This window comes from Massilia hydrophila (assembly GCF_020208145.1).
In the GTDB taxonomy this organism is placed as follows: Bacteria; Pseudomonadota; Gammaproteobacteria; order Burkholderiales; family Burkholderiaceae_D; genus Telluria; species Telluria hydrophila.
In genome coordinates this window covers 1-13,210 of the sequence record NZ_JAHYBX010000006.1, presented here as the reverse complement: position 1 = coordinate 13,210, position 13,210 = coordinate 1, and the positions used below count along the sequence as shown (strand labels likewise).

Below are 13,210 nucleotides of genomic sequence, written 5' to 3'. Positions count from 1 at the left end.
GGCGCGTCGCTGCCCCGGTATTGCCTCAAAAGAAGAGACTCATTATTGCACAGCGACCGGATCAAATGTCACGTCGCCACATTTCCACGACAAGATTTTTGATGTGGCCGAGCTTGCGATGGAAGAAATGGTCGGCGCCCGGGATCACGGTCACGGGGATGTCGAGCAGGCGCGCCCAGTCGAACACTTCCTGCAGCGTGATGGTGTCGTCCAGCTCGCCATGGATGAGGATGGTGTCGGCTGGCACCGGCGGCATCGGCCATTTGCCGGCGGCGGTACCGACCAGCACCAGGCGCTCGGCGGGACGGCCTTCCTGGACCAGGCGCTGCTGGAACTGGGCCTGGACGAAGGTGCCGAAGGAAAAACCCGACAGGGCCACTGGCAGGCCCGGGTACTGCGCGGTCATGTGGCGGTACATGATGTCCATGTCGTCCACTTCGCCGCGGCCGTCGTCGTGCACGCCTTCCGATTCGCCCACGCCGCGGAAGTTGAAGCGCGCCGTGGCATAGCCGAGGGTGACGAAGGTGCGCGCCAGGGTCTGGGCCACCTTGTTTTCCATGGTGCCGCCGTACAGCGGATGCGGGTGCGCCACCAGCGCGATGCCGCGCGGTGCGCCGTCCGGCAGGTCGAGGATGCATTGCATCTTGCCGGCGTGGCCGTCGAGGGTAAACTTGTGCGAAAACTTGTTCATGACTTGCTTGCTACGGGTAAGAAAGCGGGTGGGATCAGATCTTCAGGCGTTCCACGACCTTGCCGCCCACCAGGTGGGTGTCGATGATGTCGTCGATGTCGGCGTTGTCGACATAGGTGTACCAGGTGCCTTCCGGATAAACCACGAGCACCGGGCCTTCCTCGCAGCGGTCGAGACAGCCGGATTTGTTGATGCGCACCTTGCCCGGGCCGCTCAGGCCGAGCTCCTTGATGCGCTTCTTGGCATGCTTCTGGGCGCCCTCGGCGCCGCACTTGGCGCAGCTGGGACGGGCGTCCTTGCCTTCGCGCTCGTTCAGGCAGAAGAAGACATGGTGCTGGTAGAAGGGGCGTTCGTCGTTCATGTCGGTCTCGTCTAAAAAGGTGCTGGCGCGCCGCGCCACGCACAATGATACGGCATAAGGCGGCCGGACCCAGCCTAGGGCGCCGGCTCGGGCGCGGGTGGCTGGGCTTCCTGCCGGTTCAGTTGGTGTGATGGCAGTAGCAGGAACCACAGGGCGAAGAAGGGCCAGAGCAGGGCCATGAACTGGGCCGCGCCATTAAAGTTCAGGAACTTGCCCTGTACCCAGCCCTGCAGCGTGGAAGCGAAATAGGGGTTCACCGGCACTGTGTTCACCACGATCAGGCTCAGCACCAGGCTGACCACCGCCAGCCGGCGCTGCGCCACCTGCGGCGCGAACACCAGGCCGGACAGCATGATCAGGCCAATCAGGAAACCGCCTTCGGCGCCGGGCGTGACCCAGATGAAGGCGTTATCGGGCCGGAACAGCAGCGCGATCGACAGCGTCTTGACCAGCAGCGCCACCGCCAGGATCGACAGCATCAGCAGGAAGCGCGGGGCCCCGCGCCGCACCAGGCACATCAGGGTCAGGACGGCGCCGGTCATGCCGCAGGCGGTGATGATGGTCTCGGACAGCCAGTACTGTTCCGCCGTGATCACGGCGTCGCCGCGCAGCATGGCCACCAGGTCGATGTCGGCGTCGAACCAGCGCGACAGCCAGCCGGAGACGATCGGCAGCACCTGGCCGTGCCCGAACAGGTAGCTTTGCGGGTAGATCTGCGCCAGCGGCCACAGCGCCACCAGCACCAGGCCCTGGCTGGCGTAGGGCGCGAACCAGCGCCGCCGCAACTGGAACAGGCGGCTGCGGTCGAGCAGGCCGGGCGCCCACCAGGCGCCGAGCAGGGCGCCCAGCAGGCAGCCGCCGGCATTGGTCACCAGGTCCAGGTTGGAGGGCACGCGGCTGGGCAGGAAGTTCTGCACCGCTTCCATCGTCATCGTGACCAGCACGCCGGCCAGCGCCGCCAGCAGCACCGCCCATACGCCGCGGATGCGCGGGTACACCGAGAGCACCAGCAGCATCCCGAGCGGCACGTAGCCGATGATGTTGACGCCGACGTCGAAGCCGGTCCAGTAGCGCGGCTTGACCAGGTTCAGGAAGGTGAACAGCGGCAGGCCGCTGTCGCGCCAGCCGGAGAACGGGTACCAGCTGGCATACACGATCAGCAACAGGTAGGCCAGCAGCGCCGCGCGCGAGATCGGCGAGCCGCGTCCTTCGCGCTGGCGCTCGCGCAGGTCGACGGCGACCTTGGCGCGGTTCATCGCTTGCGGGTGTCGAGCGTGGCCAGCCAGGCCAGCATGTCGGCCGTGATGCCATCCATGCTGGCGGCCAGCGCGCGCGCGCCGCCCGCCGCGTCGGCGCTGGCCGCCGGGGTGGCGCGCGTGAAGCTGCGCTGGTCCACCAGGCGGTGGTCGTTGAACAGCGAGGCACGCAAGGTCAGCTGGCCTTCGCTCTGGCTCACGCCGCCGAAGGCATGGACGAAATCTTCCACTTCAACGCGCAGCAGCGGTACCCCGGTCGAGGCGTCGGTGGCCGACAGCACCTTGATGCCCGACTGCGCAAGGCGGGTCTTGATGCGCTGGGTAACCAGCTGCAGCGGGCTGCTGGCCCAGCGGCTGTTGGCATAGGTATGGGCCTGCAGCGCATCGGCATAGTTCAGGCGGTAGTACATGCGCTCGTTTTCGAGCGCATCGGGACCGGTGGCGTCCATCACCACCAGCGCGGCCGGCGTGGCTGTCGCCGCCCCCTGGCTGGCTGGCGTGGCGCCCATGGCGGCCGGGCCGAAGTCATAGGTCGTGTTGTCCTGGACCTTGCTGCCGGCGCAGCCGGTCAGCAGCAGCGCAGCGGTGGCGGCGAGGACGGTGGCGGGGCGGGACAGGAAGCGGAGCGGATAGGCGGTCACGGTGGTCCTCATTTGGTCGGTGGCACGAAGCCCGGTTCGCCCGGACCCGGCCGGGCGCTCGGCGCGCCGAACAGGATGCTCTGCGGGCGGTCGGACAGCGAGGTGGCGGTGCGCTTCACGGCGCGCAGGGCGCCGCGCGCCTCGTCGGTCATCTCGACGACGTGCGGCAGGGTTTCGAGTTCGAGTTCGCTGGTGGCGGACTGCAGCGAGCCGATGGCGCCGTTCAGGCGTTCGAGCGGACCATCCGGGCCCTGCAGGCGGGTGGACAGCGCCTTGTAGCTGTCGGCGGTGGCGTCGACGCTGCTGGCGGCGGCGTCGAACGACTCCAGGCTGCGCTCCAGCTTCGCGGTAAGCGCGGGCATGCGCGCGAAGGTCGGCTCCAGCTTCTGCGGGATGGCCGCGTAGGCGTTGGCCGCCTTGCCGATGCTGTCGAAGGCGCCGATGATGGTCTGCTGGTTTTCCGGGCCCACCAGCTTGCTCAGGCTGTCCGTGATCTGCTCGGTTTTCTCGAGGATGGCCAGGCCGCGCTTTTCCAGCTGGTCCAGCAGGCCCGGGCGCAGCGGAATGCGCGCCGGCCGGTCCTCGCGCTGCGCCAGGCGCGGCGAGCCGGTGCGGTCGTCGTCGAGCTGGATGAAGGCGATCCCGGTCACGCCCTGGTAGCCGAGCGAGGCGAAGGTGGTGGTGGTGATCGGCGAATCCTTGTCCACCGACAGGCGGATCAGGATCTGGCCGGTGACGCGCGGGTCGAACACGATCTCGTCCACCCGGCCCACCTCCAGGCCGCGGTAGCGCACCGTGGCCTGCGGATTCAGGCCGGGGATCGACTGGGTGGTGACGATCTCGTAGGGCACCAGTTCCGTGCGGTCGCGGTTGAACCACAAGCCGGCCAGCACGGCCGCGATCACCAGCGCGATCGTAAACACGCCTGTCATCAGGGCATACGACCTGTTTTCCATATCAGTCCTCCGAATCGTTCTGGGCGTTGCGCTCTTCGAGCACTTCCAGCGCCCGCTGGCCGCGCGGGCCCAGGAAAAAGTGTTTGATGAACGGGTGCTGCACCCGCAGCACGTCGCACGCCGGCCCCACCGCCAGTACGTGCTTCTCCGCCAGGACCGCGATGCGCGAGGACAGCGCAAACAGCGTGTCGAGGTCGTGGGTGACCATCACCACCGTGAGTTTCAGCTCGCTGTGCAGGGTCTGGATCAGCGAGACGAAGGCGTCCGACAGATCGGGATCGAGGCCCGCGGTGGGTTCGTCCAGGAACAATAAACGGGGTTCGAGGGCGAGGGCGCGCGCCAGAGCGGCGCGCTTGATCATCCCGCCCGACAGGTCGGAGGGCATCTTGTTGGCGTGCTCCGGCCCCAGCCCCACCATGTCCATCTTGAGCAGCACGGCGTCGCGGATCACGTCTTCCGGCAGCGCGCGCAGCTCGCGCATCGGCAGGGCGATGTTGTCGAACACGGTCAGCGCCGAGTACAGCGCGCCCTGCTGGAACAGCATGCCCCAGTGGTTGCGCATGTGCTGCAGCTGGTCCGGCTTGGCCTGGCTGATGTCTTCGCCAAAGACCTTCACGCTGCCCTGGCTGGGCCGCTCCAGGCCCAGCATCTGGCGCAGCAGCACGGTCTTGCCGGTGCCGGAGCCGCCCACGATGCTGAGGATCTCGCCGGCATAGATGTCGAGGTTCAGGTCCTGGTGCACCACGGTGCGGCCGAAGCGCGTCCAGAGATTGCGGATCTCGACCACCGGCGGGCCGACATCCTCGTCCGGCTGCTTGTTCAGGCGCTGCGGCGTGCGCTGTCCGGTATCGGCCATCAGAACCCCACGTCGTTGAAGATGATGGCGAACACCGCGTCGGCAAGGATCACCACAGTGATCGCCGTGACCACCGCGGTGGTGGTGCCGCGCCCCAGGCTTTCGGTGTTCGGCTTGATGCGCAGGCCGAAGTGGCAGGACACCAGCGCGATCAGCATGCCGAACACGCAGCCCTTGAGCAGGCCGATCGTGTAGTTCACCACCGGCACCGCATCCGGCAGCTTCTGGATGAAGTAGCGGAAAGCCAGGCCCAGCTCGATCTTGGCAGAGACCATGCCGCCGATCAGGGCCATGGCGTCGGTCCATACCACCAGCAGCGGCATCGAGATGGCGAGCGCGATCACCTTCGGCATGATCAGGCGCTGGCCGTGCGAGATGCCCATCACCAGCATGGCGTCGAGTTCCTCGGTCACGCGCATCACGCCCAGCTGCGCGGTGATCGAGGAGCCGGAGCGGCCGGCCACCAGGATCGCCGCCAGCAGCGGGCCCAGTTCGCGGATCACCGACATGCCGAGGATGTTGACGATGTAGATGTCGCCCCCGAACATGCGCAGCTGCTGCGAGGACAGGAAGGACAGCACGATCCCGATCAGGAAGCCGACCATGGCGGTGATGCCGAGCGCCTGGAAGCCGGAGTGGTAAATGTTGGCCGAGATCTCGCGCCAGGGCCCGGCCTGCGGACGGCGCAGGAAACGGCCGATGTCGAGCACCAGCTGGCCGATCAGGCTCAGGAAGCCGCGCAGGTGCTCGAAGAACGACAGTATGCCGCCGCCCAGCACGATCAGCCAGTGCAGCGGACTGACGCGGTGGCGTGGCAGGGCCAGCGCGCTGGCCTTCTCGATGCGGCCGAACAGCTCTTCGTGGTGCGGGTCGAGCCGCAGGCGTCCGGGGCGCCGCTTGCCCCAGGCATTCCAGAACATCTGGGCGCCGACATGGTCGAGGCGCTCGATGCCGGACAGGTCCCATTCGAGACTGTCCTGGTTGCGCAGCGCGCGCAGGGTGCGGGTGATCGCCTTCAGGGCGCCCTTCTGGGTCAGCGTATGGATTTGCCAGACACCGCTCGCCACGACAGATTGGCCCGCGCCGCCGGCGGATGCGGGCGCTGCGGGATGCTGGATGGTTAATATTGGCGCATTTTCAATCTGCATTGCGCCAGTGTAAAAGAGAATCGTTATCGCTGCTACACGCTACCTAACAGAGTGCCGCAGCCTGCTCAAGCCGCCAAATGGCGCAGCTGCCGCTCCGGCACCGCCGCCGCCGGCCTGGCCGCATGCACGGTATCGAGCTTGCCCGCGTAGTCGGACGCCAGCAGTGCCGCGGCCTGCGCCGGTGCCATGCCGCGCAGCTGCAGCCATTCCTGCACCAGCTTGGCCAGCTTCTCGAGGGCGATGCGGTGGGTGGCGTCGGTGCGGGTGTAGAGCCAGTCCGCGAAGGCCATGAAGTTGTCGAACGGCGCCTCTCCCAGCAGGGCGCGGGTGCTGTGCGTAAAACGGCCCGAGTTGGCCACCAGGTCCCAGTAGCGCGCGAAGCGCGCCAGGCGCTGCATGGTCGCGAAGTCGATCAGGCTCGTGGCCAGCACGGTATAGGGCGGGTAGGGATCGTAGACCATGCCGAAAGCCTCGGTATGGCGGATGATCGGCGTGCCGCGCAGGCGTTTCAGGATGCCGAACTGGATCTCCTGCGCCCCGAGTTTGACCAGCTGGTCAAAACCGCGGGCGAAACTGGCGACGTCTTCGCCGGGCAGGCCGGCGATCAGGTCCACGTGCAGGTGGGTGCTGGCGTGTTCGGTGAGCCAGCGGATGTTGTCGGCGGCCTTGGCATTGTCCTGGCGCCGGCTCACCAGCGCCTGTACCTCGGGATTGAAGCTCTGGATGCCGATCTCGAACTGCAGCGCGCCCGGCGGGAACTGCGCGATGGATGCCTTCAGCGCCTCCGGCAGGTGGTCGGGCACCAGCTCGAAGTGGGCGTACACCGGGTCGTCCGGGTGTGCAGCCAGCTTGTCGAGGAAGAACTGCATGATGCGCAGGCTGGTCTTGACGTTCAGGTTGAAGGTGCGGTCGACGAACTTGAACAGGCGCGCGCCGCGTGCATACAGGGCTTCCATCTCGCCCAGGAAGGTCTCCAACGGGAAGGGCCAGGCCGTCTTGTCCAGCGAGGACAGGCAGAACTCGCACTTGAACGGACAGCCACGCGAGGCTTCCACGTAGAGGGTGCGATGGGCGATGTCCTCCTCGCTATAGAGCGAATAGGGCAGGGCGATCTCCGCCATGGGCGGCTGCACGCCGGCGTGCACCTTCATCAGCGGCTGCGGGCCGTCCAGGATCTCGCCGCACAGCTTCGGGAACGTGACGTCGCCCCAGCCGGTGACCACGTAGTCGGCCAGTTTCACGATCGCCTGCTCCCCTAGCTCGTGCGAAACCTCGGGGCCGCCCAGCACCACGGTCACCTCCGGGGCAACGCGCTTGAGCATGGCCACCAGGCGGGTGGTCTCCTCGACGTTCCAGATATATACGCCAAGGCCGACGATGCGCGGCGCGTACGCCAGGATGCGTTCGACCAGGTCGGCGGTCTTGGCGCCGATGACGAATTCCTGGATCCGGGTCTGCTCCTGCAGCGCGCCCATGTTGGCCAGCAGGTAGCGCAGGCCGAGCGAGGCGTGCGTGTAGCGGGCGTTGAGGGTGGAAAGCAGGATCGTCATGGCAGGCGCAAGCAGGAAGGAAAGGGGACAGCAGGCATTTTAAGCGCTGCCGCGCCGGAAAGCGCTGGCATTGTGCCAAGCCCCGCTCCAGCTTGTGGCAATTTGACTATCCGCCCTGTCAGTTTAGCCACAGTGCATGGCACATCGAACTTGTTTAGGGTTAAAGTGCTGTACTTGTTCTTTTTTTCATCTCTCTAGCGCGCCGTGGCCGCAGAAAGCGTCTCATGCAAGTCCGAACCAGAACCCCATTCGCCTACCGGTTTGCCCTGGGCACCACGCTTGCGCTGGCGCTGGGCGCCTGCAGCAGCGATCATGACGGCGATGCGACCTCGCCGGTAGAGCCGCCAGTGCAGACGGCTTCGCGCATCGAGGTCGAGCTCTCGCGTACCACCTATGGGGTGCCGCACGTGCGCGCCAACGATTTCCGCAGCCTGGCCTATGGCCTGGCGCACGCCTATGCCCAGGACAACCTGTGCATGTTCGCCGACTCGGTGGTGACCGTGCGCGGTGAGCGCGCGCTGTTCTTCGGTCCGGACGCCATGCCGCGCCAGCGCACCGACGACGAATACGGCGGCGGCAGCAACTACATGAACGTGACCAACGAAGAGAGCGACTTCTTCTTCAAAGGCTACCTCGACATCGAGCAGCTGCGCGCCAACTATGCCGCCGGCCCCGCCGAGCCGCGCCAGCTGCTGGAAGGTTTCGTCGAAGGCTACAACCGCTACCTCAAGGACAACGCCAGCAAGCTGCCGGCCGCCTGCGCCAACGCCAAGTGGGTGCGTCCGATCACGGTCGACGACATGTACCTGATCGTGGCCGAGAAGGCGCTGCACGCATCGGGCCAGGCCTTCGCCCGCGACTTCGTCAACGCCGGCCGCGTGCCTGGCACCGCCGTGAGCCTGGCCAAGGCCACGTCGCGCCGCGTCGACGGCAAGGCCCTGCTGGCCCAGGTCGAGCAGTCCAAGGCATCTGGCCTGGGCAGCAATGCGATGGCCGTCGGCAAGGACCTGTCCGCCAATGGACGCGGCCTCCTGTTCGGCAATCCGCACTATCCCTGGACCACCACCGACCGTTTCTACCAGGCCCACCTGACCGTGCCGGGCAAATACGACGCGATGGGCGTGATCATCGGCGGCGTGCCGGCGATCGTGATCGGCTTCAACAAGGACGTGGCCTGGAGCCATACCGTCACCACCGCCAACCACTTCACCACCTTCCGCCTGGCGCTGGACCCGACCGATCCGACCGGCACCACCTATCTGTACGATGGCGAGCGTCGCAAGATGACCTCGAAGACCGTCTCGGTCGATTCGCTGCAGCCGGACGGGCAGGTAACCAAGCGCAGCAAGACCTTCTACTTCAGCCACCAGGGCGCCGTCATCGTGCGTGCGGCGGCCGGCCTGACCTGGACCTCGACCGCGGCCCACGTGCTGGCCGACCCGAACCGCTACAACACCCGCATGCTCGAGCAGTGGCTCGGCATCGGCACCTCGACCAGCGTGCGCGGCCTGAAGGACTCGCTCGACAAGGTGGTTGGCCTGCCATGGGTGAACACGGTCGCGGCGGACCGCGACGGCAATACCCTGTACGCCGATGCCAGCGTGGTGCCGCACATGAATGCCGACAAGTTCGTCAACGGCTGCCTGCTGCTGCAAGCAGCGCTGCTGTTCGATGGTTCGCGCAGCAGCTGCGGCTGGGGCCAGGATGCGGGCGCGCCGGCCGGCATCTATGCACCGGCAACCGCGCCGTGGATGATGCGCACCGACTACGTCGGCAATTCGAACGACAGCTACTGGCTGACCAATCCGAAACAGCTGCTGGTCGGACCGGCGCCGCTCGGTTTCTCGCCGCTGTACGGACGCGTTAACGCCGAACAGTCGCTGCGTACCCGCATCGGCTTCCGCCAGTTCGATGAACTGGTGGCGCAGAAAGGCAAGCTGACCCTGGCCGACATGCAGGCACTGGCCTTCTCCAACCGCGTCAACGCGGCCGAACTGGTGCTGCCCGAACTGCTGCCTGCCTGCGCGGCATCGGAAGACGCGCTGGTGCGCCAGGCCTGCACCGTGCTGCAGGGCTGGGACCGCCGCGCCAACGTCGACAGCCGTGGCGAAATCCTGTTCCGCGAATTCTGGGCTGGCGCCAACGCGATCCCGAACAAGTGGGCGGTGCCCTTCGATCCGCGCGACCCGGTCAACACGCCACGTGGCCTGGCGCCGACCGCCACCCCGGCGATGCTGACCGCCCTGCGCAACGCGGCCCAGAAGCTGCAGTCGCTGAACATCGCGCTCGACGCCCGCCTGGGCGACTACCAGGTCGAGCCGCGCAACGGCGTGCGCATCGCCATCCATGGCGGCAACGGCAACCAGGAAGGCACCTATAGCGCGATCAGCATGCGCACCGGCCTGACCAAGGACGGCTACGTGGGCGTGAACCACGGCCAGAGCTACATCCAGACCGTCACCTTCGATGCGCAGGGCCCGATCGCCCAGGGCATGCTGACCTACAGCCAGTCCACCGATCCGAAATCGCCATGGTATGCCGACCAGACCCAGGTCTATTCGCGCAAGGAATGGCCGGTGCTGCCGTTCACGCCGGAGAAAATCAAGGCCGACATGAACTACCTCACCACGACCTTGCGTGAATAAATGTCGTATGCATGGTGAATTGCCATGAGTAAAAAGGGGTGTCTAAAATGGGCACCCCTTTTTTTTTCGGATCGGCCAGCCATGCTCCTCACGAATATCGAAACCATCCCCGGCAAATCCATCACCGTCTGCCACGGCGTTGTGTCGGGCAGCTCGGTGCGTTCCAAGCACGTGGGGCGCGACATCATGGCCGGCCTGAAGAACATGGTTGGCGGCGAGCTGCGCGGCTATACCGAGCTGCTGGAAGAATCGCGCGAGCAGGCCACGAACCGCATGAAGGCACAGGCCCTCCAGCTGGGCGCGAATGCGATCGTCAACGTGCGCTTCTCGACTTCCTCGGTGGCGGCCGGTGCGGCCGAGATCTACGTCTACGGCACCGCGGTCACGGTCGGCTGAAATGGAATATCTGATCCTGCTGGTGTTCTGGTCGGTGCCGGTGGTGCTGGGCTATGTGTTCGGACGGGCCGCCGAGTCGCGCCACTACCGTTCGATCCACGCGCGTGAGAAAGCGCAGTTGCAGATGCCCGCGACCTCGCTCAAGACGCTGCTGCGCGGCGGAGACGTGGCACGCAGCAAACTGGTAACGGGCAGCGTCGTGATTTCGATCGACTATTTCAAGAAGGCTGCTTCGGCCCTGCGTTCGCTGGTTGGTGGACCGGTCAAATCCTACGAGACCCTGCTCGACCGCGCCAAGCGCGAAGCCATCCTGCGCCTGAAGGAGAGCTGCCCAGGCGCGGACGAGATCATCAACATCCGGCTGGAGACCATGCCCCTGGCCGGCAGCCAGCGTGGCCAGGTGACGAGCGTCGAAGTCCTGGCCTATGGCACCGCCATCTATTATGTGAAACATGAAGTACCGGCCAGCGCTGCCTGAACATAACGACAACATCTCGCATGAGCATCCGCTCAAGGATTTCCTGTTGATCCTGGGCGGGCTGTCGCTGGCGGTGCTGGTGCTGGTCTGGGCGCTGGGCCTTGCGGTGGACCTGGTCGTGGACAAGATGAGTCCCGCCACCGAAGCGCGGATCACCGAATTGATGGCGCTCGAGCCGCCCGGGCGCGGTCCGGCGTTCGCTGCGCACGAGGCCTGGTTGCAGTCGCTGGCGGACGGCATGCGTGCCTGCGCCGGCCTGGACGGCCCGGTGCAGGTACGGATGCGCCAGTCCAAGGATGCAAATGCCTTCGTCATGCCTGGAGCGACCGTCATCGTCCATTCCGGGCTGCTCACGCACCTGCGCTCGGAGAACGGCATGAGCTTCGTGCTGGCGCACGAACTGTCCCACCTCGTCCACCGCGACCACCTGCGCGCGCTCGGGCGCAGCCTGGTCATCGTCGCGGCGGCCACCGTGCTGACCGGGGACGGTTCGTGGGCCACTGGCGTGCTGGCGCCGGCCGAGCACCTTGGCCAGTCGTATCATTCGCGCGAGCGGGAAACCGCCGCGGACATGGGCGCACTGCGGATCCTGCAGTGCCGTTACGGTCACATCGGTGGCGCGACGGAATTCTTCACTTCCCTACACAGGAAGGATACGGAAGCGTCGGCCTTGACGCATTACCTGGCCTCGCACCCATCGGCGCAGGCACGCATCGAAGCCTTGGAGCGTGCCATCCGCCAGAGCGGACTACAGGCCGGTCCGGTGCGCCCCTTGCCGAGCCTGTGACTTTTTCGTCGACAACGAAAAAGTGGGCTTGACGCATCTCATCGGCTCGCGCATAATCTCATTCCTCTGCTGCTGACGAACAAAACGATTCGCAGCGATAGCAGAAGACAGAACAACGGTTCTTTAACAATCAACAGTCGATAAGTGTGGGCGTTTGATGAAGGTGCCGGCTGGGTTCGCTCAGCTGCATACTTAAATTATCAAATGTTCACAAAAGTATTAAGCGTTGTCCCAGCAATGGGATAGCGGTCAGTATCTTGAGTGAGCGACCCGGCAGCAATGCCGGTGACACGAAAGTGTCAACAAACAGAGATTGAACTGAAGAGTTTGATCCTGGCTCAGATTGAACGCTGGCGGCATGCTTTACACATGCAAGTCGAACGGCAGCACGGGCTTCGGCCTGGTGGCGAGTGGCGAACGGGTGAGTAATACATCGGAACGTACCCAGAAGTGGGGGATAACGCAGCGAAAGTTGCGCTAATACCGCATACGTTCTACGGAAGAAAGTGGGGGATCTTCGGACCTCATGCTTTTGGAGCGGCCGATGTCTGATTAGCTAGTTGGTGGGGTAAAGGCTCACCAAGGCGACGATCAGTAGCTGGTCTGAGAGGACGACCAGCCACACTGGAACTGAGACACGGTCCAGACTCCTACGGGAGGCAGCAGTGGGGAATTTTGGACAATGGGCGCAAGCCTGATCCAGCAATGCCGCGTGAGTGAAGAAGGCCTTCGGGTTGTAAAGCTCTTTTGTCAGGGAAGAAACGGCTGAGGTTAATACCTTCGGCTAATGACGGTACCTGAAGAATAAGCACCGGCTAACTACGTGCCAGCAGCCGCGGTAATACGTAGGGTGCAAGCGTTAATCGGAATTACTGGGCGTAAAGCGTGCGCAGGCGGTTTTGTAAGTCTGACGTGAAAGCCCCGGGCTCAACCTGGGAATTGCGTTGGAGACTGCAAGGCTTGAATCTGGCAGAGGGGGGTAGAATTCCACGTGTAGCAGTGAAATGCGTAGAGATGTGGAGGAACACCGATGGCGAAGGCAGCCCCCTGGGTCAAGATTGACGCTCATGCACGAAAGCGTGGGGAGCAAACAGGATTAGATACCCTGGTAGTCCACGCCCTAAACGATGTCTACTAGTTGTCGGGTTTTAATTAACTTGGTAACGCAGCTAACGCGTGAAGTAGACCGCCTGGGGAGTACGGTCGCAAGATTAAAACTCAAAGGAATTGACGGGGACCCGCACAAGCGGTGGATGATGTGGATTAATTCGATGCAACGCGAAAAACCTTACCTACCCTTGACATGGAAGGAATCCTGGAGAGATCTGGGAGTGCCCGAAAGGGAGCCTTCACACAGGTGCTGCATGGCTGTCGTCAGCTCGTGTCGTGAGATGTTGGGTTAAGTCCCGCAACGAGCGCAACCCTTGTCATTAGTTGCTACATTT

12 protein-coding genes and 1 rRNA gene are annotated in these 13,210 nt (G+C 64.7%); 5 read left to right on the top strand and 8 right to left on the bottom strand.

Annotated elements, in window-relative coordinates; translation table 11 throughout:
* Window positions 1–61 precede the first annotated feature (61 nt).
* From LE190_RS14825 to LE190_RS14790, 8 genes are all read right to left on the bottom strand, one after another.
* On the bottom strand, window positions 62–691 hold the full coding sequence (locus LE190_RS14825; protein WP_225239429.1) for an alpha/beta hydrolase: 630 nt from the start codon (window positions 689–691) through the stop codon (window positions 62–64).
* Window positions 692–725: 34 nt separating this feature from the next.
* Window positions 726–1,052 carry a (2Fe-2S) ferredoxin domain-containing protein gene (locus LE190_RS14820; RefSeq protein ID WP_225239428.1) on the bottom strand — a complete coding sequence of 109 codons (327 nt, stop codon included), beginning with the start codon at window positions 1,050–1,052 and terminating at the stop codon, window positions 726–728.
* 74 nt (window positions 1,053–1,126) lie between these two features.
* Window positions 1,127–2,308 carry a VanZ family protein gene (locus tag LE190_RS14815; protein ID WP_225239427.1) on the bottom strand — a complete coding sequence of 394 codons (1,182 nt, stop codon included), beginning with the start codon at window positions 2,306–2,308 and terminating at the stop codon, window positions 1,127–1,129.
* A complete protein-coding gene (locus tag LE190_RS14810) occupies window positions 2,305–2,949 on the bottom strand; it encodes an ABC-type transport auxiliary lipoprotein family protein (RefSeq protein WP_225239426.1) in 645 nt (214 codons plus the stop codon). Before LE190_RS14810 ends, LE190_RS14815 begins: the two co-directional genes overlap by 4 nt.
* An 8-nt stretch (window positions 2,950–2,957) precedes the next feature.
* Entirely contained in the window at window positions 2,958–3,905 is a 948-nt protein-coding gene (locus LE190_RS14805) for an MlaD family protein (RefSeq protein ID WP_225239425.1), read from the bottom strand.
* A gap of 1 nt (window position 3,906) precedes the next feature.
* The gene (locus LE190_RS14800; RefSeq protein ID WP_225239424.1) at window positions 3,907–4,761 is read right to left on the bottom strand and encodes an ABC transporter ATP-binding protein; all 855 of its coding nucleotides are present in this window, start codon (window positions 4,759–4,761) and stop codon (window positions 3,907–3,909) included.
* Entirely contained in the window at window positions 4,761–5,909 is a 1,149-nt protein-coding gene (locus LE190_RS14795) for an MlaE family ABC transporter permease (RefSeq protein ID WP_225239423.1), read from the bottom strand. The genes LE190_RS14800 and LE190_RS14795 overlap by 1 nt, the downstream gene beginning before the upstream one ends.
* Before the next feature lie 65 nt (window positions 5,910–5,974).
* Window positions 5,975–7,459 (bottom strand): B12-binding domain-containing radical SAM protein, encoded by a 1,485-nt coding sequence (locus LE190_RS14790; protein WP_225239422.1) that lies wholly within the window; start codon window positions 7,457–7,459, stop codon window positions 5,975–5,977.
* 224 nt (window positions 7,460–7,683) lie between these two features.
* Between LE190_RS14790 and LE190_RS14785 the strand changes: the two genes are divergently transcribed.
* The 5 genes from LE190_RS14785 to LE190_RS14765 form a co-directional block, all read left to right on the top strand.
* Entirely contained in the window at window positions 7,684–10,104 is a 2,421-nt protein-coding gene (locus tag LE190_RS14785) for a penicillin acylase family protein (protein ID WP_225239421.1), read from the top strand.
* Window positions 10,105–10,185: 81 nt separating this feature from the next.
* Window positions 10,186–10,500 carry a YbjQ family protein gene (locus LE190_RS14780; protein ID WP_225239420.1) on the top strand — a complete coding sequence of 105 codons (315 nt, stop codon included), beginning with the start codon at window positions 10,186–10,188 and terminating at the stop codon, window positions 10,498–10,500.
* A 1-nt stretch (window position 10,501) separates the two neighbouring features.
* Window positions 10,502–10,978 (top strand): YbjQ family protein, encoded by a 477-nt coding sequence (locus LE190_RS14775; protein ID WP_225239419.1) that lies wholly within the window; start codon window positions 10,502–10,504, stop codon window positions 10,976–10,978.
* A complete protein-coding gene (locus LE190_RS14770; protein WP_225239418.1) occupies window positions 10,953–11,765 on the top strand; it encodes a M48 family metallopeptidase in 813 nt (270 codons plus the stop codon). Before LE190_RS14775 ends, LE190_RS14770 begins: the two co-directional genes overlap by 26 nt.
* Before the next feature lie 315 nt (window positions 11,766–12,080).
* A 16S ribosomal RNA gene (locus LE190_RS14765) occupies window positions 12,081–13,210 on the top strand; the annotation flags it as partial.